Source organism: Wenyingzhuangia marina (assembly GCF_900130035.1).
Taxonomy (GTDB): Bacteria; Bacteroidota; Bacteroidia; order Flavobacteriales; family Flavobacteriaceae; genus Wenyingzhuangia; species Wenyingzhuangia marina.
In genome coordinates this window covers 146989-173108 of sequence record NZ_FQXQ01000002.1, presented here as the reverse complement: position 1 = coordinate 173108, position 26120 = coordinate 146989, and the positions used below count along the sequence as shown (strand labels likewise).

At 31.1% G+C, this 26120-nt stretch carries 23 protein-coding genes; 8 read left to right on the top strand and 15 right to left on the bottom strand.

All coding sequences use genetic code 11. The features are described from left to right. Positions 1-20: 20 nt before the first annotated feature. The gene (locus tag BUB70_RS04730; protein WP_073118871.1) at positions 21-329 is read right to left on the bottom strand and encodes a hypothetical protein; all 309 of its coding nucleotides are present in this window, start codon (positions 327-329) and stop codon (positions 21-23) included. 210 nt (positions 330-539) lie between these two features. Continuing rightward, positions 540-1133, bottom strand: coding sequence for an HPP family protein (locus BUB70_RS04725; protein ID WP_073118869.1), 594 nt, complete (start codon positions 1131-1133; stop codon positions 540-542). Between the two features lie 159 nt (positions 1134-1292). Between BUB70_RS04725 and BUB70_RS04720 the strand changes: the two genes are divergently transcribed. Further along, positions 1293-2183 (top strand): LysR family transcriptional regulator, encoded by an 891-nt coding sequence (locus tag BUB70_RS04720; RefSeq protein ID WP_073118867.1) that lies wholly within the window; start codon positions 1293-1295, stop codon positions 2181-2183. Between the two features lie 79 nt (positions 2184-2262). Here BUB70_RS04720 and BUB70_RS04715 read toward each other — a convergent pair whose 3' ends face one another. The 9 genes from BUB70_RS04715 to aroB form a co-directional block, all read right to left on the bottom strand. After that, positions 2263-4197 carry a T9SS type A sorting domain-containing protein gene (locus tag BUB70_RS04715; protein WP_073118865.1) on the bottom strand — a complete coding sequence of 645 codons (1935 nt, stop codon included), beginning with the start codon at positions 4195-4197 and terminating at the stop codon, positions 2263-2265. A gap of 96 nt (positions 4198-4293) precedes the next feature. Beyond that, positions 4294-5202 (bottom strand): helix-turn-helix domain-containing protein, encoded by a 909-nt coding sequence (locus BUB70_RS04710; protein WP_073118863.1) that lies wholly within the window; start codon positions 5200-5202, stop codon positions 4294-4296. A gap of 114 nt (positions 5203-5316) precedes the next feature. Beyond that, complete coding sequence (locus BUB70_RS04705) at positions 5317-7257, bottom strand: glycoside hydrolase family 97 protein (RefSeq protein ID WP_073119745.1); 1941 nt, start codon at positions 7255-7257, stop codon at positions 5317-5319. Between the two features lie 104 nt (positions 7258-7361). Further along, positions 7362-7595 carry a hypothetical protein gene (locus BUB70_RS04700; protein ID WP_073118861.1) on the bottom strand — a complete coding sequence of 78 codons (234 nt, stop codon included), beginning with the start codon at positions 7593-7595 and terminating at the stop codon, positions 7362-7364. 177 nt (positions 7596-7772) lie between these two features. Beyond that, positions 7773-8588 (bottom strand): ATP-binding cassette domain-containing protein, encoded by an 816-nt coding sequence (locus BUB70_RS04695; protein WP_159431410.1) that lies wholly within the window; start codon positions 8586-8588, stop codon positions 7773-7775. Beyond that, the gene (gene modB / locus BUB70_RS04690; RefSeq protein WP_073118857.1) at positions 8588-9259 is read right to left on the bottom strand and encodes a molybdate ABC transporter permease subunit; all 672 of its coding nucleotides are present in this window, start codon (positions 9257-9259) and stop codon (positions 8588-8590) included. Before modB ends, BUB70_RS04695 begins: the two co-directional genes overlap by 1 nt. 52 nt (positions 9260-9311) lie before the next feature. After that, positions 9312-11432 (bottom strand): DNA helicase RecQ, encoded by a 2121-nt coding sequence (gene recQ, locus BUB70_RS04685; protein ID WP_073118855.1) that lies wholly within the window; start codon positions 11430-11432, stop codon positions 9312-9314. Between the two features lie 6 nt (positions 11433-11438). Beyond that, positions 11439-11780 (bottom strand): DUF1801 domain-containing protein, encoded by a 342-nt coding sequence (locus tag BUB70_RS04680; RefSeq protein ID WP_073118852.1) that lies wholly within the window; start codon positions 11778-11780, stop codon positions 11439-11441. A gap of 57 nt (positions 11781-11837) precedes the next feature. After that, positions 11838-12899, bottom strand: a complete 1062-nt coding sequence (gene aroB / locus BUB70_RS04675; protein WP_073118850.1) for a 3-dehydroquinate synthase — start codon at positions 12897-12899, stop codon at positions 11838-11840. A gap of 125 nt (positions 12900-13024) precedes the next feature. Between aroB and BUB70_RS04670 the strand changes: the two genes are divergently transcribed. The 7 genes from BUB70_RS04670 to BUB70_RS04640 all read left to right on the top strand — a co-directional run bounded on the left by BUB70_RS04670 (position 13025) and on the right by BUB70_RS04640 (position 19890). Next, positions 13025-14272 carry a metallophosphoesterase gene (locus tag BUB70_RS04670; RefSeq protein ID WP_073118848.1) on the top strand — a complete coding sequence of 416 codons (1248 nt, stop codon included), beginning with the start codon at positions 13025-13027 and terminating at the stop codon, positions 14270-14272. A gap of 3 nt (positions 14273-14275) precedes the next feature. Beyond that, positions 14276-14788: a hypothetical protein gene (locus BUB70_RS04665; protein ID WP_073118846.1), complete on the top strand. Its 513-nt coding sequence runs from the start codon at positions 14276-14278 to the stop codon at positions 14786-14788. A 117-nt stretch (positions 14789-14905) separates the two neighbouring features. Then, on the top strand, positions 14906-16678 hold the full coding sequence (typA, locus tag BUB70_RS04660) for a translational GTPase TypA (RefSeq protein ID WP_073118844.1): 1773 nt from the start codon (positions 14906-14908) through the stop codon (positions 16676-16678). A 95-nt stretch (positions 16679-16773) separates the two neighbouring features. Next, the gene (locus BUB70_RS04655) at positions 16774-17646 is read left to right on the top strand and encodes a hypothetical protein (protein ID WP_143155244.1); all 873 of its coding nucleotides are present in this window, start codon (positions 16774-16776) and stop codon (positions 17644-17646) included. Between the two features lie 27 nt (positions 17647-17673). Next, a complete protein-coding gene (locus BUB70_RS04650; protein ID WP_084730180.1) occupies positions 17674-18159 on the top strand; it encodes a YchJ family protein in 486 nt (161 codons plus the stop codon). A gap of 10 nt (positions 18160-18169) precedes the next feature. Continuing rightward, a complete protein-coding gene (locus BUB70_RS14135; RefSeq protein WP_188351953.1) occupies positions 18170-18325 on the top strand; it encodes a hypothetical protein in 156 nt (51 codons plus the stop codon). Positions 18326-18651: 326 nt separating this feature from the next. After that, complete coding sequence (locus tag BUB70_RS04640) at positions 18652-19890, top strand: DUF4998 domain-containing protein (protein WP_073118838.1); 1239 nt, start codon at positions 18652-18654, stop codon at positions 19888-19890. 159 nt (positions 19891-20049) lie between these two features. Here the strand turns inward: BUB70_RS04640 and BUB70_RS04635 are convergent, their stop codons facing one another. The 4 genes from BUB70_RS04635 to BUB70_RS04620 form a co-directional block, all read right to left on the bottom strand. Next, complete coding sequence (locus BUB70_RS04635; protein ID WP_073118836.1) at positions 20050-21846, bottom strand: acyl-CoA dehydrogenase family protein; 1797 nt, start codon at positions 21844-21846, stop codon at positions 20050-20052. 53 nt (positions 21847-21899) lie between these two features. Next, on the bottom strand, positions 21900-23084 hold the full coding sequence (locus BUB70_RS04630; protein WP_073118834.1) for an acetyl-CoA C-acyltransferase: 1185 nt from the start codon (positions 23082-23084) through the stop codon (positions 21900-21902). A gap of 92 nt (positions 23085-23176) precedes the next feature. Continuing rightward, complete coding sequence (locus BUB70_RS04625; protein ID WP_073118832.1) at positions 23177-25579, bottom strand: 3-hydroxyacyl-CoA dehydrogenase/enoyl-CoA hydratase family protein; 2403 nt, start codon at positions 25577-25579, stop codon at positions 23177-23179. Between the two features lies 1 nt (position 25580). Further along, positions 25581-26021, bottom strand: coding sequence for a MarR family winged helix-turn-helix transcriptional regulator (locus BUB70_RS04620; protein ID WP_073118830.1), 441 nt, complete (start codon positions 26019-26021; stop codon positions 25581-25583). Positions 26022-26120 lie beyond the last annotated feature (99 nt).

Sequence of the window (26120 nt, the reverse complement as noted above, 5' to 3'; positions counted from 1 at the left end):
TTTTTTTTGATTGTTTAGAATTATTTGATGTCACTTACTTTTACCCAGTTTCCATCTTTGTCTACATAAACAGTACTTGAGGCACCATTAGTAGTAAGTTCTAATTTGTATTGTTCACTAGAGTTTACATAAGCTTTACTAATAGTTGCTGTTTCAAAGTCTGTTTTTACAGCATTGGTAACAGCTTCTGGTAATTTGTCTACAGCTACTTCTGTAAATCCATCATTCATAATAATGTTGATGGTGTTAATAGGGGTTTCAGGGGTTGGTATTGCATACGTTGCTACTCCACTTGCTAAAATTGCGATTGATAGGATTACTTTCTTCATGATTAATATTTTTTGATTTGTTATTAATTATTTACACTAGGTATAAAGAAAGAAATATGCCAATAAGATTTATATAAACACTAAAACCCCACAAACCTTTGTTTTACAAGTGTTTGTGGGGTTTTAGTGTTTTTTTTGCTTAAAAAAAAACGTGTATAATATGTGTAAAAGAAGATTGTAAGTGTGTAAATTTTACACATTTAAACCTTGTTAATATGATTTAGATAGCTTTTTAAAGAACTTAGTCTTTGTTATTTTTTTAGATGGATAACGTCTATGTGAAGTAATGTTGTTAAAAATTAAAGCCACAAGTAATAATATTATTACTCCGATAAAGACAGGAGCAATTACATATAAATACCCCAAAGCCTTTACTTTTTCTGTACCGATAACCGCAATTAAGGCAGTAGCCCCACCAGGAGGGTGCATGGTTTTGGTTACTTGCATCAGTACAATAGACAAAGCAACTGCTAATGATGCAGTAAACCACATCATATCAGGAAATAATTTAAACATGGTCACGCCAATAAAAGCTGAAATCATATGTCCTCCTATTAAGTTTCTAGGCTGGGCTAGGGGACTTTGTATTTCTCCGTAAATTAATACGCTAGAAGCTCCAAAGGATCCTATTAATAGTATATTTTCTTGATCTATTAAAAATTTTGATTGTAGAAAAGCTATTAAACCTATACCTACAAACGCACCTATAAAAGACCAAAAATGCTCTTTATAATCTACTAATGTTTCTTTATATATAATGTACTTTGATACTCTTAGAGTTCTTTTAATGTTATGTTTGCTCATACTAAAATAAAGGAATGGGAGGTTACTTAATTTTTAGACTTTGCAAAATTATAAAGGATGATACTCCTAAAATTTGGAATAGATTGAAAAAAAATCATGGTAGATTGAAATTAATTGAAAATTGTTTGATTATTCTTTACATTACGTAGTTTTGCGACCATGGAAACAAAGTATTTTAGGTTAATTAAAACCATTGTAGAAGAAGGAAACTTAGCAAATGCTACAGAAAAGTTATTCTTAACTCAATCTGCATTAAGTCATCAGTTAAAAGAATTAGAACTACAATTAGGGTTTAAGGTTTTTTTTAGAAAAAGAAATCAATGGGAATTAACCGAAGAAGGAACTGAATTGTATCATTTAGGAAATACCGTATTAAGCAGTATTGAAAAAGGACTAAATGATATTAAAAAAATACAAGCAGGTTCAACAGGAACCATCAAGGTAAGTACAGAATGTTATTCTTTTTATCATGGTTTGCCTGGATTTATACAAAGAATGGGGGTGTTATATCCAGAAATACAGGTAGATTTAAATTTAGAAGCTACGCATCATCCAATTCAAAAAATACTTTCTAATGAAATTGATATTGCCATTGTTACCCTAAAGCCTGAAGATAATTCTTTGTTTTGTATCCCTTTTTTTGAAGATGAGATTTTAGCTATAATGCATAAAGAACATCCTTTAAATAAGTTAAAGAAAATAATGGCCAAAGATTTTTATCAAGAACATTTAATTATTCATTCTTATCCTTTAGAAACAGTTTCAGTTTACCAACAATGGCTAAAACCAAACAATGTAATGCCTTTAAAAATATCGGCAGTTCCTTTAACACAAGTGGCTTTAGAAATGATAGAGGCTAATATTGGAATTACATGTATGCCTTTATGGGCTTTAAAATTATTTAAGATTCCTGAAAATATTGTATTTAAAAAAGTTGGAAATAAAGGATTAAAAAGAACCCATTATTTGGTGGTAAGAAAAGCAGATAAAAACAAAAAATACATCAATGATTTTATATTGAATTTTAAAGAACAATTTTCAGTAATGTAATTTTTATAAAAAAACTGCCCAATATAAGTTATTGGGCAGTTCTCTTTTTCGCAACAATTTTAATTGTTTATTTACACTTTTATTTTTTCATAATTTTTTGATGTGCAATTCCTTTTTCTGTGTTAATGCTAAGAATGTACACTCCAGAACTTAAATATGATAAGTTAATGATGTTCTCCGATAGCTCATGGTTTTCTTTTACCAAATCACCTGTGATGTTATAAATAGCATAGCTTTTAATAGGTGAATTTGCATTTATATGCAATTCGTTGTCAACAGGATTTGGAAAAATATGAACAGATTTGTCTTTTTGAATATTGTTTGCACTTAAAGTCCCTTCATATTCAAAAGCTCCTAAGTCAATAGTGGTGTTGTAAAATCTATCATTTCCTTGTAAATCAAAATTATTAAACAAGCTTGTGTTGTAAAGTGTATTGTCTCCTTGATCTATAACAACCGATGAATTTGATGTTGGTTTGTAGTTTGCATCTAAAAATAAATCAGCAGCAGTATTGTTTACATTAGTTTCAGAATAAACTCCTGTGGTAACAATACTACTAATATTTCCTATTACGTTTTTAACAACAACAGTTTGATTGTTTCCTTCGTTTTTTTTGGTATTAAAAAGATCATTGTCACTTACTGTATTGGTGTTGTATAAGTTGTTCCAAAAAATACTGTTTAAAATTTCCAAATGATGCCAACCATCACCACTTACATTGATTAAATTACGTATTGATGCGTGTTGGTTACTATTGTTTATAAAAGTAGCGTTGCTTACATAGTGTTTTACATTTCTACCAGTATTACTTGAAGTTCCTCTCCTAAACCAAATGGCTCCCCAGTCTGCATTGTAAGTATTGTCTGCCAATAAAATATTAGCCCAGTTTGTAGTAAGTTCACTTGTATTGGTATTGTTGTGTTGTACCAAAAGGATTCCATTGTTTGTGCTGTTGTTTTTAATTGCTACGTTTTCTACAATTACATTTCCAGAAAAAGTTCTCCAATCTAATAAAATACCATTGCTGTAGTTTTCTCTTATGAAAATGTTTTTTAATGAAAAATTGGTAATATTAGTTCCTACTTCAATAATTGGACTAGAGGCAGAAGTATGTGCATTTTGAAGGATAAACCCGTCTAGAGTTACATTGTGAGCTGCTAATTTTAACAATTTGGTGGCATTGTCAGTTCGGTTAGCGTTAAAATCTCCAGCAATGTCATCATTGTTAAAATCACCTGTAATAATGGTAGCATTATCGGTGTAAATTTTACTAACATCTCTATCCGTTAACGTGTTTTCATTTCCTTGAAATCCTCCCATAATTTTAGCTCCCTTAGCTGTAATAAGTAATGGATCAATGTTGTTGTTAGGATTATAAGTTCCTTTCGCTACCCATATTACATCATTTTGAGAAGAATCAGCCAAACCATCACTTAAGGTCGTGTAAGCATCTGCCCAAGAAGTACCATCGCTATTTCCTGTAGCATTTACATTTACATAAATGTTTTGAGATCTACAATCGCTATAGCTGTAATCTGTATGGCTATCTTTTGTCCATAAAATATTTTGATTGTTGGTGAGACTATAACCATTGTCTAACTGGATACACAATAAACTAGCATTATTATTGGCATTTACTTGGTATAAAAGTCTGTTGTTTCCTGTGGCAATATTTAAATGCTCTAATTGGTTGTTATTGGTGCAGTTTAGATTTCTTAAATTGCTACAACTAGAAAGATCTAAATATGTTAAGTTGTTTCCGTAACAAGTTAAAGTAATAAAATTGGTAAATGCTTCAATACCTGTTAAGTCTGATATTCCTTTGTTGTTCACATTAATCGTTCCTCCAAAAGCTTGTGCTTCGGCAACCGAAATCTCAGTATCACCATTGATGTTAATTGCACCGTTGTTTACCAAATAACTTTTAAAAGTAGCATTGGGGATGTTTACGTTTTGTGAATAGGTGGTAATTCCTACAATAAAAGCTGTTAGTGTGAGTAGTTTTCTTTTCATATAAAAAATTAATGATTTAATGAAAAGCAAAAAAACACAACATTTATTTTAAAAAATAACACAAACTACGGATTGACTAACACAAACTACAGATTGCTATTGTTGATGTAAATTTCTGTAGGCTTTTGGAGTAATTTCGTTATACTTTTTAAACAATTTGGTGTAATAATGAGGTTGAGAAAATCCGGTTTCAAAAGCAATTTCTTGCACTGTTTTGTTAGAATTTAGCAATTGTAATTTGGATTTATTGATAGCAAATTGATTGATATAGTCGGTGGTTTTTATCCCAGTTATTTGATGGACAATACTGCTGAGATATTTATTAGACAAATGAAGTTGTTCTGATAAATAATTTATTTTAGGCAGCCCAAGAGTTAACTGTAATTCTTTAATAAAATAATCTTCCAGAAGTTTTTCTATACTGCTGATGACATCGTTATTTAGATGATTGGTTGCTAAATAATTGTTTTTAGAAGCAATACGCAAACAGTGTTTAAGTAATAATTCTAATTCAGAGCAAATAATATCTTGTGATAAAAAATCTCGCTGATTGCATTCATCAACAATTCTATTAATGGCTAAATTCATTTGTACTTCATCTGTTTTATTTACTGCCAAGGCCGTGTTAAAATCGTATGCAAAAAATGGGTACTGATGTAATTGTTCTAATAAAGAATGATTTTTTAGAAACTTAGGAGAAAAACACAAAACCCAACCTTGTTTGCTATTGGTATTTTCTTTTCCTTCAATTATTTGATTGGGAGCAACAAAAGATAAAGCTCCTGCGTTTAAATAATATTCCAAACCACCATACCCTAAGTTAGAACTAGCTTTGTTAAACATAATACAGTAAAATTCACAAGTAACTTTTAAATCAATAAGTTCACTAGGTGTATGTAAATTTTCTAAGTGAATAACCGCAAAATCTTTAAAAACAGGGCTTGAGTATTTTAATTTTTGAAGAAAATAACTAACAGATTTGTAGTGTAATGTTTTGGAAGACATAACTGATAAATGGGATAGAGTTTTTTTATTTACAAACATATCAATATTTCATAAAAAAAGCTGCGATGAAAAATCGCAGCTTTTGATGAATTAGTATGATATATTAAGTGAGTACTACTTTACAAAAATAATAGCTCCGTTTGGTTGAATGGTAATTTTAGCCTTCCCAGATTTTTTAATCTTAGTTTCTTTTTTAGAAGAAATTAGGTTTTTATCATCATTATATTCAGTTACTTTTTTTCCTGCTAACATAGGTAAGTTTACTTTTAAAGTAATTGGTTTTGTTAATGCATTTATTCCTGAGACATACCATTTATCTGCATGTCTACGAGCTAATACACAATACTTACCTGGATATCCATCAATATAAATAGTTTCATCCCAAGTGGTAGGAACATTTTTCATAAAATCAATAGCAAACTCAGGAGCATCTGTTAAATTGTTTGGAGCAATGGCAAACATTTGTACAGAGTTTTGATATAAAACTGCCGTTGCTAATTGAAAAACATCCGAAGTTTTTCTAATAGTTCCTCCATCATTATTTCTATTGTGACGTTCGTTTAACAAAACAGGACCAAATTCCATAGATCCTACAGCATTGCGAATAAAAGGATGCAATGAAGCGCTAAAAGCTTCTAAATCATTAGATCTTTGAGTAAATATTAAGTTTTCAGAAGCCAATACAGCCTCACTACCAACATAGTTAGGATACATACGTTCCCAACCTCTTGGTAAAGTACATCCATGAAAAATAATCATTAGACCATAGTCATTGGCATCAGAAAGAATGTCTTCATATAATTTCATGGTAGTTTGTTTGTCACCACCAAAGAAATCAACTTTTAACCCTTTTACACCCATACTTTTTAGCCATTTCATTTCTTTTTTTCTGGCAATAGAAGTATCCATTTTTCCTCTTGGATCTTGTGGAGCATCGTTCCAAGAACCATTTGAGTTGTACCAAACAAATGGATCTACGTTTTTGGAATGTGCATAATTGATTAGTTCTTCCATTTTATCATAACCAATATTTTTTTCCCATCCACCATCAATCAAAGCAAATTGGTAGTTTAATTCAGAAGCTAAATCAATATAAGCTACTTGATCATTATAATTAATACTATTGTCCTGCCACATAATCCAGCTCCAAGTAGATTTTCCGTAATTGTATTTTTGAGAAGGCTCATATAAAGGTTTTACCAAATCAAAAGGAATGGTGGTTTCTACAATAGGCTTTAAATTGTTAGCAACGGTAAGTGTTCTCCATGGCGTAACAGCAGGTAATCCTACAGATGGAGTAGTGCTTCCCATTCCGTTATTTTCACCTTCATTAGGAAAAGCAATCGTATAAAGTCCCTCTTTGGTTCCCTCACTTAAGTGAGAAGCACAATATTTACTATCAACTCCAGTTTCTGAAACCAAAACCCATCCATTTTCTCCAACATGGAAAAGTCCAGGAAAAGTATAACCTACCCCATATTTAGAAGGATTTCCCATTACATCATCGGCTATGTATTCTTCCTCATAACTAGGTTTTGTACGTTTCCAACCAATCATTGGAGTTGCTTGTGGTGTTAAAAAAGTAGTGGTTTGTTGTGGAAAATTAAACCCAGTAATTTCTTTTTCTATCACACAACTAAGTGTTTCTCCAAAAGTTGGTATTTGGTAACGGAAACCAATATCATTATTACTAACTCTAAAAATCACATCTATATTTTGATTTTGAGCATTACTTAGCGTAACTACAAGTTCATTGGCGATGTAGTGGATGGATGATTTTTTAATTCTATCCATGGTGTATTGTTCATCAATGCTATTCTTTTTGGTGGTTTTTATTTTTAAGTTCTGACTAAAATCTGCAACATCAGCAATCAATCCAAAAGGAGAGTCTTCTAGCATTGTAAGTCCATTGTAAGTAACATTATAAAATGGCTTACCATCTTGTATAGAAACAGATAGGTTTAATTTTTTGTCTGGACTATTAATGCTTTGCTTTTGTGCTAATGTTACTAATGAGCACATTAATAAAAAGGGGATAAGGAAATAATTTTTCATGAAATATTTATATTTATTTCCCATAAAAATAAGTAAAATAACATAAATGTAATAAATACACTTAATGTTTTAAATAAAAAAATATAAAGGCTAATTAGTAACTACTAATCAACATTATTAATTTCTTCATAATATTTATAATAAGTCTCTGGGGAGCACTTGTAACTCCTAATTTCTTTGATCCATTGATTTAAAATAAGAAGATTTTGTTGTTTTTGATTAATACCCTTAGCATTATTAAGCCTTGTAATATAACCTTTATTTACCTCTTCACATGGAGTGTCTTCTTTTTTAGAACAGGAAATTAATGCAAGAAAAATCCATGCAATTTTTTTCATCTTAAATATCAATTAATATTACATTATCTTAAATTGAAAAATCTTAGGGGAGCGATATCTTTACAAAGATAACTGATATGACTTCTTAATTCAACTTATTAGTCTTAAATAATTAACAAATGTTTGTTTTAATTAAAAAGTATATAAATTAATTGATAGATAATTTTCTATAAATCATTAAAATTTTATTTCTATAACTGTACCTATTATATAATTTTGTGATAAGATATATGTTTTTGGAATAGTAATTTGTTGAGTTCCTATTAGAACATTTACTTCTCGCTCATACATAGCTAAAACAATTCCCGTTAAAACATTTTCTTTATTATTGCTTAATAAAATTTTAGGATCACCTTGTTTGGTTACTTTTCCATTGTCAATAGCACAAACGTGTGATGCTACTTTTAATACTTCTTGTAAATTATGACTTACCATGATGACGGTAAACTGATACTTTTGTTGTAATGTTAAGATATAAGATTGCAACTTATATCGTAGTGTTTCATCAATAGCTGTTAAGGGTTCGTCTAAAAATAAAAACTGAGGTTCTTGTAAAATGGCTCTTGCTAAAGCTACACGCTGTTGTTGACCTCCAGACAAATTATTAGGTTTAGTATTTAATAATTGTGTCAATTCTAAAACGTCAATCACTTCATTTAAAAGAACTTTGTTAATCTTTTTTTTAACAAATTCTAAGTTTTCTAAAACTGTCATGTTCGGAAATAATCCATAGTCTTGAAAAACATAGGCAATTTCTCTTTGATGTACAGGTAAAAAAGTTTTGTTTTTGGTGTTTAACCATTCATTGTTATTAATAATTATCAATCCTGAATCTACTTTATCTAAACCACTTAACAAACGTAATAAGGATGTTTTTCCTGCTCCAGAATTCCCATATAATACATTGATTGTATTGAGTTTAAAAGAAGCCTCAATATCTATAGAAAAAGATCTTTTTCCAGAACGATATGTTTTTTGAAGATTACAGTACATCATCGAATGGTTCTTTTTAAATAGCCTCCATTGATTAAATAAACACTCAATAAAATCAAAAAAGAAATACTTAATAAAATTAAAGAATATTGATTGGCTGCAGTGTAATTTAAGGTTTCTACTTCATCATAAATAGCAATAGAAGCTACTTTTGTTTTTCCGGGAATATTTCCTCCAATCATTAACACCACACCAAACTCGCCAATGGTATGTGCAAAGGTTAAAACCAATCCAGTTAAAATTGCAGGTTTTATATTGGGCAGTAAAACTTTAGTCAAAATCATCCATGTTGATTTTCCCATCAATCTTGCAGTTTCTGTATAAGATTTTGGCAAAGCAGCCAATCCAGATTGAATGGGATGTACCATAAATGGTAAACTATACATGATAGAAGCAATGACCAATCCTACAAAAGAAAAAACCAATTTGATGCCTAAGATGTTTTCTAACCAATTTCCAAAAGCGGTATTGGGACTTAAAAAAACTAAAAAATAGAATCCTAAAACAGTAGGAGGTAAAACCAAGGGCATACTTACCAAAGTTTCTATAAATGGTTTGATTTTAGAACGCGTATGTACCAACCAATAACATAATGGAATAGCAATGCAAAACAACAGAATTGTCGTAATACAGGCTAATTTAAAGGTTAATAATAAAGGTTCAAAATCCATGAGTTTACATAATTAACCAAATATCATAATTTAAAATGAGAGAAGTAAATATTTATTTTTCTTCATTTTCTAAATAAACCAAAGCCATTTTAATTGCAGCATAATCTATTTGCTCATTAAAATATTCGTAATAGCTTTTTAAAGATTTTGGGTTTTCAATTTTTTCTTGGGCTTCTTTTACTGCTTCAATTTCTTTTTCTGATACAAATTTTGTCAAATCTATGTTAATTCCTTCGTTATATAATTTTACAAAATGACTTTGAATAGTATTGGGGGTTAAACCTCTTTGTTCTGCAATTTCTTCCACAGAAAATCCTTGCTTGTGTAGTTCTAAAGTTTCTAGATGAGTAGCTGTTTTTCCTTTTTTCTTTTTTACAGGCTTTACTACTTTTTCTTTGTTAAACTTGATGATTTCTGTAATAAAATCATAACCATAATCTTGTAGTTTCTGTTTACCAACTCCTTCAATCTCTAAAAACTCTTCATCGGTCACAGGACGTTCATTAGCAATAGATTTCAATGTAGCATCACTAAACACTACATAAGCAGGAACACCTTTTGCAGTAGCCAGTTCTAAGCGTAACACTCGTAATCGTTCAAATAAGTTGTTTTGTGGTTTGCTTGCTTTTTGTGGTGTTTTTTCGTCTGCTTTTACAAATTCAACTGGTTTGGTTAAAGATACTTTCATGCCATTAAACAAGACTTCTTTAGAAAGTTCATTTAACTTTAAAGCATTGTTTTCATGAAAAGCAATTTCACAAAATCCTTGGTTGATAATTTGTACCATATATTGTTGCAAGTCTTTCCAAGCAATATCTTTAGCAACTCCATAAGTTTTTAATAAATGATAATTTTTATCTAAAATAGTTGCATTTTGGGAACCTCTTAAAAAATCTACTACTACGTTTAAAGGTTCTTTTTCTTGCAATCTAAAAATTCCAGACAAAACTTTTTGGGCAATTACTGTTCCATCAAAAAAGGTAGGAGGGTGGTTACAAACATCACAATTCCCACATTTTTCTGTAGCCGTTTCTCCAAAATAACTCAACAATATATTTCGTCTACAACTCGTTGCTTCGGCATATTGCAACATTCTCTCCAACTTAGCCAATTGTACTTCTTCATTTCCAGAACCTTCTGCAAATTTTCTTAGCTGAATCACATCCGCATAAGAATGGAATAAAATGGTTTCAGAATCCAATCCATCACGTCCAGCACGACCAATTTCTTGATAATATCCTTCTATGTTTTTGGGTAAATTATAATGAATAATCCAACGTACATTAGATTTGTCTATCCCCATTCCAAAGGCAATGGTGGCACAAATAATAGGTGTGGAGTCGTGAATAAAATTTTCTTGGGTTTTACTTCTTACATCAGCCGGTAAACCCGCATGATAAGCTGCTGCTTTAAATCCACTTTTCTTTAGTCTATCTGCCAATTGCTCAGTTTGTTTTCTACTTAAACAATATACAATTCCAGATTCGTTGGGTCTAGATTTTACAAAATCAACAATTTGTGTAACCCTGTCTTGAGCGGGGCGAACTTCTAAACTTAAATTGGCTCTGTTAAAAGAACTGATGTTTCTTTTTGCGTTAGAAATTTCTAACTGATTGGCTATATCTTCACGAGTGGCTTTGTCTGCTGTAGCTGTTAAAGCCACTAACGGAGTGTTCGGTAATCGTTTTTTTAAGAATGATAATTGTGTGTAGGCAGGTCTAAAATCGTGTCCCCAAGAAGAAATACAGTGTGCTTCATCCACAGCAATCAAGCTGATTTCACAAACCTGAGATAATTGCTCAAAAAAAGCAAGACTTTCAGGAGCCAGATACAATAATTTTATTTCTTTAGATTTTACCCTTTCTATAATTGATGAGTTTTCTAAATCTGTTTGAGAACTGTTGACAAAAGCAGCAGGAATTCCATTGGCATTTAAAGCATCTACCTGATCTTTCATCAATGCGATTAATGGAGAAATCACTAAAGTCAATCCATCCATTAAGATGGCAGGCAATTGGTAACAAATAGATTTACCACCACCTGTAGGCATAATAACCAAATTGTCTTCACCGTTTAAAATACTGGTGATAATTTCTTTCTGTAAGGGTCTAAACTGCTCGTATCCAAAATAGTCTTTTAAGGTTTTGTGTAAAAGGATATCTTGATTTGTCATAACAGTTTAATAGTTTTTAATGGCTTCGTCTAAAATTTCTTGTATCAAGTTTAGATCGATATCTTGATTAGGGTTGATAGGTAATATTTTAAATATTTTTCTATCTCCTTGAATTAATGCAGGGTGATGTAAATTTGGACCTTTAGCAAAACTAATATAAGGTATGTTTGTTTTTTTGTCTTTCCATAAATAACACAATGGTTTTCCTTTGAAATAAAAGTAGGGTAGTCCCCATTTTAAATGTAATGTTATTTCTGAATGATATTGATTAATGAAATTTCTAAGAAATATAAACACCCCTTTATTAGGTTCTTCTTGATTCTCAAAAAAAGCATCAATTTTTGACATCACTACATTGTTTAGAAATTAAATCTTTGTACTCCGTACTAACTACTTAATACTTTCTTAAGCTAAATAATAATTTAAAGACTCAACTATTAAGTCTGTAGATACTTTACAATCAATTTTATATTTTTCAATACCCTCTAGTAATACAAAGTTTACTTGTCCGTTTAAGTTTTTCTTATCGTGTTTCATCAAATCTATCACAGCATCGTAATCTTCAGGTAGTACAGGTACTTTACCAAAAATTCTTATGATGGTCTTTTTGATTAACGTCAAATCCTCTTGTGGAAAATCAAATAACTTTGATGAAATATAAGCTTCGGTAATCATTCCCAAAGCAATGGCTTGACCGTGCGTTAATGTCTTTTTATCTTCTGATTCTAAAAAGTAAGATTCCACAGCATGACCAATGGTGTGTCCGTAGTTTAATATTTTACGTAAGTTGGCTTCCAATCTATCTTCTAAAACCACTTCGTTTTTAATTTCTATAGAACGGTGAATCATTCCTACCAAATCAACTTCTTTGTTTTCATCAATAAATTGATTCCATAAAGATTTATCATAAGTCAATCCATACTTAATAATCTCAGCCATTCCAGAAGTTACTTCTATTTCGGCCAAAGTTTTTAAATACAAAGGATCAATAATCACCATTTCAGGATCGGCAAACAATCCAATTTGATTTTTTAGCACCCCTAAATCTACTCCTGTTTTACCTCCAACAGAAGCATCTACCATACTTAATAAAGTGGTTGGAATATTGATGAATTGAATTCCTCGTTTGTAAGTAGAAGCAACGAATCCACCCATATCAGTAATCACACCACCACCAATATTAATCAACAAACTTTTTCTATCAGCTCCTAAATCGGTTAAAGCATGCCAAATACTCATACAAGTACCAAGGTTTTTATTTACCTCTCCAGATTCAATTTCAATCACTTCAAAAGTAACATCCACCTCTAATTCTTGTTGCAAAATAGGCAAACAATGTTCATGAGAGTTCTCGTCTACCAATATAAAAACGGTTTTAAAGCCTTTATCAGCAATAAATTGATTGATAGCATCGTAACCAGTTTCTTGAAAATGAACAGGATAGCTTGTAGATAGTATAGTTTGCATGTTTATTGGTATTTGTACTGCAAAATAAAGCAAAATATTTTTTTATTAAAGGGATGTTGTAAGAATAATTAAAGGTTTATGACTTAGTTTAAAATCCTTACTTTTATCACCTATTTTAACACAACATGATTCGTAGAATTCTCATTTTTGTAACCATCCTTTTGGTTTTAGATATTTATCTTTTTTCAAGTTTTAGAAATTACTTTAGTAGCAACACACTTAAAATAGGTTTTAAGTGGTTTTATGGTTTAAGTATGTTGGTTAGTTATAGCTGCTTTGCCATTGTTGTTTTAAAATTTGATGACAGACCAACCAACGCAACGGTTTTAATGAATCTTTGGTTTGGTTATACGTTTGCTTTTATAGTTCTAAAATTAGGGATGTTATGTACTGCTTTACTAGATGAAATTATTAGAATTGTAGAATATGTTGGTAAAATTATTTGGAGAATTTTCTTAAGTTCTGATACAAAAGTCAATTTTGGTGAAAGAAGAAAATTCATTGGTCAAGTAGGATTAGGACTAGCCAGTATTCCCTTTTTAGGAATGTTATATGGAATTACCAAAGGGAAATACAATTACAAAATAAAAACAGTTGCCTTAAGTTTTAAAAATTTACCTAAAGCTTTTGATGGATTAAGAATTGTACATATTTCTGATGTGCACTCGGGTAGTTTTGATGATTTTGATGAAGTTGCTCATGGAGTAAATATGATTAAAGAACAACAAGCAGATTTGATTTTATTTACAGGAGATTTGGTGAACAACGAAGCCGAAGAAATTATACCCTACAAAGAGTTGTTTGGAAGTATGACAGCTCCCTTAGGAGTATTTTCTACATTGGGAAATCATGACTACGGAACTCATAAACGTTGGAATAGCAATGAAGAAAAAAGACAAAATTTGTTAGATTTGTTTATTCATCAAAAAGAAATGGGCTTTGATTTGTTAAACAATAGAACGCACACTATTGAAAAAGATGGACAACAAATAGATATTGTTGGAGTAGAAAACTGGGGAAAACCACCATTTCCTCAAAAAGGAGATTTAACCAAAGCTTTAGAAGGAACCAATCCAGAAAATTTTAAAATTTTATTATCTCACGACCCTACTCATTGGGATGAAAAGGTTATTCCAAATTTACAAAACATTGATTTAACCTTATCAGGACATACGCACGGAATGCAGTTTGGGGTAGAAATACCAGGTTTTAAATGGAGTCCTTCAAAATATATTTACAAGCGTTGGGCTGGTTTGTATAAAAACAAAGAACAATTTTTATATGTAAACAGAGGTTTTGGGTTTTTAGGTTTTCCTGGTAGGGTAGGTATATGGCCTGAAATTACCGTAATTACATTGAATAAAAAGGACTAATGCATGGGTAATTTTCATCAAGAAGTAAAGCATTGGTATAATAAGTCTAAATTGGCTTTAAACTATAGAGATAGTAAAAAGAAAGAACTGCTAAAAAGGTTAAGATTATTAGAGTTTTCAGAACCAACTCCAGATTTCTCTATCAATATGGTTAATATTTGTGGTGTTTATAATATTGCAGGAGGAAATCCAGATAGTAACGAAAGTTATTACACAGGTTTACTTAATATAGATTTGGTGAGCAATCAAATAGAAGCAAGTTGGTTAATAGAAGGAGAGCAACAGCAAACAGGCTATGGATTTGTGTTTAACAACACTTTAGTTATTCATTTTAATTATATAGCTGATGATGAACTTTTTAATGGAATAGTTGCTTATAAATTTATTACACCTGATATTGTTGTTGGTAAATGGACCGAAGAAATAGCGTTAGAAAATGCATTTGAAATGGGAAGAAAACTATCACCTGATGAGTTGGGAGAACCTTATCCAGAAGATTTTTTTAGTGCCAATTAACACAAGGTCTGTAAAACCTACATTAACAAGCTTTTGAGAAAGAATTAATAAACAGTTTTTAATCATATTTTCTAATATCTTTTGATTACTTTTGCGCTTTAAATTTAAAGTGCAACCATGCAAGAAATAAGAAACATTGCTATTATAGCCCACGTTGACCACGGTAAGACTACTTTGGTAGATAAAATTATTGATCAAGCAAAAGTTTTAGACGAACGTAAAGAACGTACAGACTTATTATTAGATAACAATGATTTAGAGCGTGAAAGAGGAATTACCATTCTTTCTAAAAACGTATCCGTTCAATACAAAGGAACTAAGATCAACGTTATTGATACTCCTGGTCACGCCGATTTTGGTGGAGAAGTAGAACGTGTATTAAAAATGGCTGATGGTGTTTTATTATTAGTGGATGCTTTTGAAGGTCCTATGCCACAAACTCGTTTTGTATTAGGAAAAGCAATTCAATTAGGATTAACTCCAATTGTAGTTGTAAACAAAGTAGATAAAGAAAACTGTACTCCAGATATCGTTCACGAAAAAGTTTTTGATTTAATGTTTGCTTTAGAAGCTACAGAAGAGCAACTAGACTTTACAACTGTTTACGGTTCTGCAAAGAACAACTGGATGAGTACTGATTGGAAAAATCAAACAACTGATATTGTACCTTTATTAGATGCTGTATTAGAGTCTATTCCAGCAACTCCTTATAATGACGGAACTCCTCAAATGCAAATTACCTCTTTAGACTTTTCTGCTTTTACAGGAAGAATTGCTATTGGACGTATTTTCCGTGGAGATTTACATGTAAATAAAGATTACATGTTATGTAAAGCTGATGGTTCTACTAAAAAAGTTAGAATTAAAGAATTACACGTTTTTGAAGGAATGGGTAAAGTACAGGTTGAAACAGTAAGATGTGGAGATATTTGTGCAATTACAGGAGTTGAAGGATTTGAAATTGGTGATACTATTGCTGATTTAGAAAATCCTGAAGCATTACCAAGAACAGAAATTGACCAACCAACAATGAGTATGTTGTTTACTATTAACAACTCTCCATTCTTTGGTAAAGAAGGTAAGTTTGTGACTTCTCGCCACTTACGTGATCGTTTATTTAAAGAATTAGAAAAAAACTTAGCGTTAAAAGTTGAAACTACAGATTCTGAAGACAAGTTTAATGTTTTTGGTCGTGGAGTATTACACTTATCTATTTTAATTGAAACAATGAGACGTGAAGGATACGAGTTACAAGTTGGTCGTCCTCAAGTAATTTTTAAGGAAATTGATGGTAAAAAATGTGAACCATACGAAACATTATCTATTGATGTTCCTGAAGATGTTGCTTCTAGAGCTGTAAACTTAGTTTCTTTACGTAAGGGAGATTTAATGGTTATGGAGCCTAAAGGAGATTTACAACACTTAGAATTTACCATTCCATCTCGTGGATTGATTGGTTTAAGAAATAAAATCTTAACAGCTACTCAAGGACAAGCAATTATTAACCACAGATTTAGTGAATACGGGCCTTTTAAAGGAGAATTTACTGAAGAAGAAAAAGGAGCGATTGTTTCTGCGGCAGCAGGTAAAGCAACAGCTTATGCCTTAGACCGTTTACAAGATAGAGGTAAATTCTTTATTGATATTAATGAAGAAATTTATATTGGTCAGGTAATTGGAGAAAACAGTAAGTCTGATGACATGGCTGTAAACTTAATTAAAGGAAAGCAATTAACAAACATGCGTAAATCAGGTACTGATGAAGCAATGAAGATTGCTCCTAAAGTAAACTTTTCATTAGAAGAATGTATGGAATACATTAGAGCTGATGAATATTTAGAGGTGACTCCAGCAAGTTTACGTATGCGTAAAATTAATTTTAAAGGTTAATTATAAATAACCATTAAATAACATATAGAACTCCTTCAATTAATTTTGAAGGAGTTTTTTTATACAAATTACTTAAATTGATTAGCTTTATTCCTATGAAATTTTCAGTCATAATCATATTTTTTTTCTCTCAATTGTTATTGAGCCAGTCTATAAAGATTGAAGAGAAAATAAAACTATCTAAAGCAATATCTGAAACTTCAGGTATTATTTATATAGAAGATCAAAAAGAAATATTGACATTTAATGATTCCGGTGGTAAATCAGAATTATATGTTCTAAAAGCTTCATCAGGGAAAATAAAAAGAATTATTGAAGTCAAAAATGCTTCAAATGTAGATTGGGAGTCTATTACTCAAGATAAAGACTTTATTTATATTGGAGATACTGGAAATAATTATGGAAATAGAAAAAACTTAGTTATCTACAAAGTTGCTAAGCATGATATCAAAAAGCATAACAAAGTAGAGGCTGAAAAAATTTATTATAGTTATGAAAATCAAAAAACATTTGTAAAAGAAAATCACAACAGTAATTTTGATTGTGAAGCAATAACAATATATAAAAATCAATTATATCTATTTACTAAGAACTGGAAAGATAATCAAACAAATATATATGTGTTACCTACTAAACCAGGAGTGTATCAAGCTCATAAAACAAGATTTTTATCAATAAACTGTTTGCTAACTTCTATTGCATATAACAGTAGTACAGATAGTTTTATTGGAACTGCCTATGATAAAAACTACCAATCATATATTTTAAAAGTTAAAAATTTTAAAACTGTACCACAGATTTCTAAAATCTCTTTAACAGCTACTTTAGGTTATTCCAATCAAACTGAAGCCATTGCTTGGAAAAACAATCATCAAATATATGTTACAAGAGAAGCTTCTGAAAAAACACTAAATGGAAAGCATTATAAACGTAAACAAAAACTGTTTCTTATTACTTTAATAGATTAATGTATTTTTGTATTAAAAACATTCAACGTGTCCAAATTCTCTAAACTTATTCAAAAGCAAAAAGAAAACCAAGCAGCTAAAAAGTATAGATTTAATTTAGAAGCAAAAACCAATGCCAATAGAGAAGGGGTATTGTGTGCTTGTGGTTCTAAAAAATCATATAAACTTTGTTGCGAACTTATTCATAAAAATATTGAATTGGCTAAAACTCCTTTAGAGTTAATGAAATCTAGATATACAGCGTATGTGTTAGGAGATATTGATTTTTTAATGTTAAGTCACCATTCTTCAACAAGACCAATTTCTGAAAAAGAAGAAATATTTAAATGGACACAAAGTGTTGAATGGAAAGGATTAGAAATTTTAGAAGCTAAAGAAATACAGACTAGTGAAGGTTTTGTAACTTTTAAAGCTTTTTTTATAGAAAATTGTATTCCTAATTTAATTCATGAAAAATCTCGTTTTTTAAAAGAAAACGACCATTGGACATATATAGATGGGATTCATTCTTAAATATTTTATTATGGCAAAAGCAGGAAGTGATAAAAACACTAAAAATAAGTCTAAGCATACCAAGTTAATGGGAAGAAAAAAGAACAAAATAAAAGAAAAGGAACAAGCTCATAAAGACAGGTTAAAAGCATTAAAAGAACAAATAAAGGCTCAAAAAGAGGAATGAATTTCTGGCATAAGATTTTTTATCAAAAAAGAGCTTAAAAACATTAATAAAATGATAAATACTTCTATTATCTAATAAATGTTTCGTTTCATAAACAAGTAATATAATAATTGTTTTAGCAAAAAACATAATATCATATACTCAAAATAGGGAATCTGTTTTTTAATTATTTAAGTTAAATATTTGTATTTGATGTGATATTATTAACAGGATACTGCAGGATGCGTTTTTTTTGCATTGTACATATCTTGTGCTTTAAATATATTTTGTACTCTCTATATAGTATATTTATTTTAAACAAAAACAAACAACTAAACTAATTTAAAATGAAATGTAAACTAACTAATGTTGTAAAACTGTTATTTTCCTCAATTGTATTTACACTAGTATCATGTGATTTTAATGAACTACCTGAGCCACCAAAAGCAGAAAAGGCTCCTATAACAAATTTAAAGTCCTTTGAAATTATCCCTGGAAAAAATAAAGTTTGGATTAAAGGAGTTATTGATGATCCAACTATTGCTGAAGTAAGTATTTCTTGGAATAATGGAGCGGATTCATCAACTATATCCGTTGATGCTTCTAATGAAGCTGATACTATCAATTCTGAAATTGATAATTTAGATGAAAAGCTATATTTATTTGAAGTAAAAACCATTGACAAGCAAGGGAATACTTCTGCTTCAATAAGTGGAGGTGTTGAAGTATATGGAGATAATTATATTTTAAATTTAAAAAATAGAAATATCACAGCTAGTAAATTAGATAGCCCTTCATTAAATATAGAATTTGAAACGTCGTCAACATCTGGGGGAAATTTAGGTAGTGAAATATTATATCAAAGTACAGATGGTTTTGAAAAGAAACTTTTTGTTACTCCTGTTGCAAACCAAATTGATCTTTTAGACTTTGTAGCTGGATCAACGATACAATATCGTTCAGCATATTTATTTTCTCCTGTAAATACAGACACAGTATATACAAGCTATAAAACACACAAGCCTTTAGTGGTTCCAAAATTACAAAACGCTGCAGTACCTTTTATAGCTGAAACTACTAATGGTCGATGGGGGACTTTAGCTGCTCCATGGATTACAAATGACGCAGCAAAAAACCACGGAGGTCTAGGTGGATGGGATGAATGGAACGGAAATATTTTTAATATGGAATCTGGTTGGGGAGAATCAAATATTATAAATGGTAAAATACATCAAGTTATTACTTTAGATCCTGCAAACTATAAATTAATAATTGATATTAGAGATACAAATCATGATACAAATTCTGATGGAGCATATTTTGTAGTTGCTAAAGGCAATACAGGTTTACCAAATGTGGAAAATGTAGAAGACAATTCAAATCCTGATAATATTAATTTAGAAGACAATATTGATGCAAATGATATTTTAGTATTAGGATATACAAAAATTGAGGTTACTGGTGGAATTGTAGAGGTAGAATTTATTCTTGAGGAAACAACAGAAGTATCTATAGGAATTGTTGCTACACAACAAGGTAACTACTTTTGCAACGTGCTTTCTTGGGAGTTAACGGGGTCTAATTAAACTACTCATAATTAATTCTTTAATAAAAAAAGCGATACAATTTCCTGTATCGCTTTTTTTGGATAGTACTACAAAAACAACCAGAAATCGAGGAGATAATTTAGGGTCGACTTCTGGTTATTTTTATTATATGATCTATTTACTCTTCTAGAACAATTTTTAAAAAGGGTATCCATTTTTAGTAATAGCTATCTTGGCAATCTCTTTCTTTAGAGCAACAACATTAGGGTAGTTATTATATTTTGTAAAACGTTTTAATCCCATTAATAACATACGTTGCTCATCATTTTCTGTAAAAGATACAATAGCCTCTTTTCCTTTTCTGTTAATTGTTTCTACAACATTAAATAAGTTTAATTTAGTCATAGCTATTTGTAAAGCAGCTTCTTTTTCAGAAGTTTTATTAACTAACTTTTCTGTTTTCAATAGGGTAGATTCAGCCATGTATATCTCTATTAGAATATCGGAAGCACATAATACAATTTCTTGTTGCATTTCTAATTCCATTCCAAATTTTTCAACAGCTTTACCAGCAACCATTAAAAATACTTTTTTCAACTTACCTAAGATTTCCTTTTCTTCAGAAAATAATACACTATAATCAGGAGTATCAAAAGAAGTAATAGCCATTAAATCATTAGCAACATTCATTGCAGGAGTCATTAAATCAATTTCTCCTTTTAATGCCTTTTTCACTAACATTCCAACGGTTAACAGTCGGTTAATTTCATTAGTTCCTTCATAAATTCTAGAAATACGAGCATCACGCCAAGCACCTTCCATTGGAGTGTCTTCAGAAAATCCCATTCCCCCATATATTTGTATACCTTCATCAGCATTGTATTGTCCTACTTCAGAACCATATACTTTTAGAATAGCACATTCTAAAGCAAAATCTTCTACTCCTTTTAATTCAGCATCAGCATGAGGCATTCCATCAGCAATTAAAGCATCAATTTTCTTTTGAATATCTCCAGCAGCTCTATAAACCCCGCTTTCTGTAACAAAGGTTTTGGTGCACATTAATGCAATTTTTTCTTGAACAGCTCCAAAAGTTGAAATGCTAGTTCCGAATTGTTTACGCTCATTCGCATAGTTTACTGCATTGTTAATAATTCTTCTACTTGCATCTAAACAAGCAGCAGCTAATTTGATACGTCCAATATTTAAAATATTTAATGCTATTTTAAATCCATTTTGTCTGTCTGACAACATATTCTCAACAGGGACAACAGTATCATTAAAAAATACTTGTCGGGTAGAAGAAGCACGAATTCCTAATTTCTTTTCCTCTTCACCCATGGTAATTCCATTAGGATTATCTTTGTCATATTCAACAATAAAAGCGGTTAAGTTTTTATCATCTTCAATTCTTGCAAACACAATCATCAGACTACAAAAACCAGCATTAGAAATCCACATTTTTTGTCCTGAAATTTTATAATGAGTTCCATCATCAGACAATGCTGCTTTGGTTTTTCCTGAGTTGGCATCAGAACCTGCTCCTGGCTCTGTTAAACAATAAGATCCAAACCACTCTCCAGTAGTTAATTTAGGCACATATTTTTGTTTTTGTTCTTCAGTTCCATACAATACAATGGGCATGGTTCCAATTCCTGTATGTGCACCAAAGGCTGTAGCAAAAGAACCGCTAGCTCCTGAAATATAATCACATACCAAAATGGTTGACATAAATGGCATTTCCATTCCTCCATAAGCTTCTGGAACAGCGATGCTTAAGAAGCCCATTTCTCCTGCTTTAACCATTAGTTCTTCGGTAAAAGCATAATCTTTCTTTTCAAAACGTTCTTTATGTGGCCATACTTCACGATCTATAAATTCCTTTACGGAATCTCTCATCATGAGTTGTTCTTCGTCAAAATCTTCTACTATAAATACATTATTACAGTCTGTCTCTTTTATTATAAATTCTCCTCCTTTAATTAGCTTACTCATTTTTTTATGTTTTTATGTTTTGGAAAACGGGTTGATTGATATAATTACATTGATTATTTTAAAAATTCATAAATACCTGCTGCTCCTTGTCCTGTTCCTACACACATGGTTACGATACCATATTTGTTTTTCCTTCTTCTCATTTCATTTATTAACTGCACAGATAATTTTGCCCCTGTACAACCTAGTGGATGCCCTAAAGCAATAGCACCTCCATTTACGTTTACAATATCTGGGTTGATTCCTAATTCTCTAATAACAGCAATTGATTGTGAGGCAAAAGCTTCATTTAACTCAATTAAATCGATGTCTTTTTTAGTTAATCCTGCTCTTTCTAAAGCCTTTGGAACTGCCATAACAGGTCCAATTCCCATAATTCTAGGCTCAACACCTACAGCAGCAAAAGAAACCAACCTAGCCACAGGCTCAAGATTTAGTTCTTTCACCATTTCTTCACTCATCACAATTACAAAAGCTGCTCCATCACTCATTTGAGAAGAATTCCCAGCGGTTACCGATCCATTGTTTGCAAACACTGGTCTTAGTTTTGACAAAACCTCTAAAGAAGTGTCTTTTCTAGGTCCTTCATCTTTGGTTACTGTGTAATTTTTCGTTTGTTTTTTCCCAGAATTATCTACAAATATTTCTTCTATATTAATAGGAACAATATCCTCTTCAAATAGATTGTTTTCTTGCGCTTTTAAAGCTTTTTGATGAGAATTGTATGCAAATTCATCTTGATCTTCTCTAGAAACTTTAAATTCATTTGCAACGGCTTCTGCTGTTAATCCCATTCCCCAATAATACTCTTCGTGACCGGCATTGGTTTCCTTGTAATTTGGAGAAGGTTTGTAACCTCCCATAGGAATGTATGACATGCTTTCTACACCACCCGCAATAATACAGTCAGCCATTCCAGATTGTATTTTAGCTGCAGCAATGGCAATGGTTTCAATCCCAGATGCACAATATCTATTTACTGTCATACCTGCAACATCATCAATTTTTAATCCCATTAAGGAGATTAAACGTCCCATATTTAAACCTTGTTCTGCTTCAGGCATCGCGTTTCCTACAATGACATCATCAACTCTGGTTTTGTCTAATTCTGGTGTTTTTTCTAGTAAGTACTGTATGGTTTCAGCAGCCAATTCATCAGGTCTTTTAAACCTAAAAATTCCTTTTGGAGCTTTTCCTACGGCTGTTCTATATCCTTTTATTATATATGCTGTTTTCATAATTTTATGCTTTTGGCTCTAAGCAATATGCCTTATGCTTTTTGAGTATTAATTAATAGCCTACAGCTTGTAGCCTAAGGCTTAATGCAAAACTAATTCCTTAACGGTTTCCCTGTTTTTAACATGTGCTGAATTCTTTCCAATGTTTTCTTTTCTCCTAAAAGAGATAAAAAAGCTTCTCGTTCTAAATTCAACAAATATTGTTCTGATACAAATGAGGGTTCAGATAAATCTCCACCAGCCATTACATATCCTAATTTATTTGCAATTAATCTATCGTGTTCCGATGCATATTTTCCGGCTACCAAACTATCAGCTCCTACTTGGAACATTCCTAAAACTTGTTGCCCTAAAACTTTTACTTTTTGTGGAGTAGGAATTAAGTAACCATCATCTAACATTTGCCTTGCATATTTTTTAGCGGTTGCAATTTGTTGATGTTCATTAACAACCACCAAATCTTTATGTTGAACGTAATATCCTAAATCATAAGCTTCATGAGCTGATGTTGCGACTTTGGCCATGGCAATGTTAATGAAAGCATCTCTCATTCTGTTTAGCTTTACATCATCTTTTAAAACCATGTCAGACACTCTTTTGGTCATTTCCTTTGTTCCACCACCTCCAGGAATAACTCCTACACCAAATTCAACCAAACCTGTATAAGTTTCTGCAGCAGCAATTACTTTATCAGCATGTAAACTTAATTCACAACCACCACCTAAAGTCATACCTCTTGGAGTGATTAGAGTAGGACAGGAGGAGTATCTCATTCTCATGACCGTATTTTGAAAATACTGAACTGCAAAATTTAACTCATCATATTCCTGCTCAACAGCTAGTAAAAATATCATGGCTAAATTAGCACCTACAGAAAAATTAGTTGCTTGATTTCCTAAAATCACCGCATCATATTCCGTTTCAGCTAAATCAATTCCTTTGTTAATAGCTTGTAAAACACCACTACCCAAAGTATTCATTTTAGACTGAAACTCTACGTTTAAAACACCATCTCCTAAATGTTGAATGGAAGCTTCTGAATTAGACCAAATGGTTTTGGCTTCTCTAATATTTTCTAAAATGATAAAACTATCTTGCCCTGGAATTTTTATTTGAGTTTTAGAAGCAATGTCATATACATATTTCTTTCCTTCTTTTACGGTATAAAAAGATGAGCTATCAGAATCTTTAAAATCTTGAATCCAACTTGCACAAGTAAGTCCTTCATCTTCAATTAAAGTCAACCCTTTTTCAAAACCAATAGCATCCCATATTTCAAAAGGTCCATGTTGCCAACCAAAACCAGCTTTCATGGCATCATCTATTCGGTAAATTTCATCAGATATTTCTGGAATTCTATTAGAAACATAAGCAAACAACGCTGCGAATGTTTTTCTGTAAAACTCACCTGCTTTGTCTTGTCCTTTTATTAAAATTTTAAATCTATCTGCAACCCTATCAATTGTTTTCGTTGCTGCAAGGCTTTTAAAACTTACTTTTTTAGAAGTGCTATATTCTAAAGTATTTAAATCTAAAGCTAATATGGATTTTTTACCTTGGTGATCTTCGTGTTTTTTATAGAATCCTTTTCCAGTTTTACTTCCCAACCATTTATTATCTAACATGGTTTGAATAAAATCAGGGATTTTGAATAAAGCTACAGCTTCATCTTCCTTACAATTTTCATACAGTCCATTAGCCACATGTACCAAGGTATCTAATCCAACAACATCAACGGTTCTAAAAGTTGCAGATTTGGGTCTACCAATAACAGGTCCTGTTAGCTTATCAACTTCTTCTACGGTCATGTCCAATTCTTTTACAATATGGAGCATGCTCATAATTCCAAAAATCCCAATTCTATTTCCTATAAAAGCAGGAGTATCTTTAGCTAACACTGTTGTTTTTCCTAAAAACTTAGAACCAAAATTCATTAAAAAATCTACCACTTCTTTTTTACAATCTGGACCCGGAACTACTTCAAAAAGTTTTAAGTATCTGGCAGGATTAAAAAAGTGAGTTACAGCAAAATGTTCTCTAAAATCTTGAGAACGTCCTTTGTTCATATACTGAATTGGAATTCCTGAAGTGTTACTAGAAACAATTGTTCCAGGCTTTCTATGGGCTTCTATTTGTTCAAACACTTTTTGTTTGATGTCTAGTCTTTCCACAACTACTTCAATAATCCAATCAACATCTCCTAATTTCTTAAGATCCGTATCTAAGTTTCCTGTTTCAATTCTATCAGCAAACTTTTTATCATATAAAGAGGCAGGGTTAGATTTTATGGCCGACTGTAAATTGGTGTTTACAATCCTATTTTTTACCAAAGGATGATCTAAAGTTAAACCTTTAGCTTCTTCTGTTTCAGATAATTCTTTTGGGGCGATATCTAATAATAAAACCTGAACACCAATGTTTGCAAAATGACAAGCAATACCAGATCCCATGATTCCAGATCCAATAACTGCTATTTTTTTTATATGTTTTTTCATCTTAAAAGATTAATTTTTGTTCTATCAATTCTTGAATGGTTTCTGTCACATCTAAAAAAATCTCTATCTGTTTTTTAGTCAAATTTTCGGCTACTGTGTGGTTAAATTTTAAGACTATTTCTTTAGAAACTTCTCTTTGCTGTTTTCCTTTAGGGGTTAATTTAATTAAAACACTTCTACCATCATTTGGGTTTTTTTCTCTATAAATAAGTCCTAGTTCTTCCATTTTATTTAATGTTCTAGATAAACTAGTAGCTTCTATACCCATACGAGGACCAAGCATCGTTGAAGGAGTTCCATTTTTTGAATGAATATTAATTAAAACAAAACCAATAGTCATTGAGCTCTCTCTTTTCTGGGCTTCTTCATTATACATTTTCTGAATGGACTGCCAAGTCCACCTATATAAGTAATCAAAATTTACATCATTGACTCCTTTCATGTTGTTTTTCTTTTAAAGATAAGAAAAAATAACTATGCATGCACAATACATATGTTAATTTCATAAAAATACAGTCAATAATCAGTCAATAAAACAAAA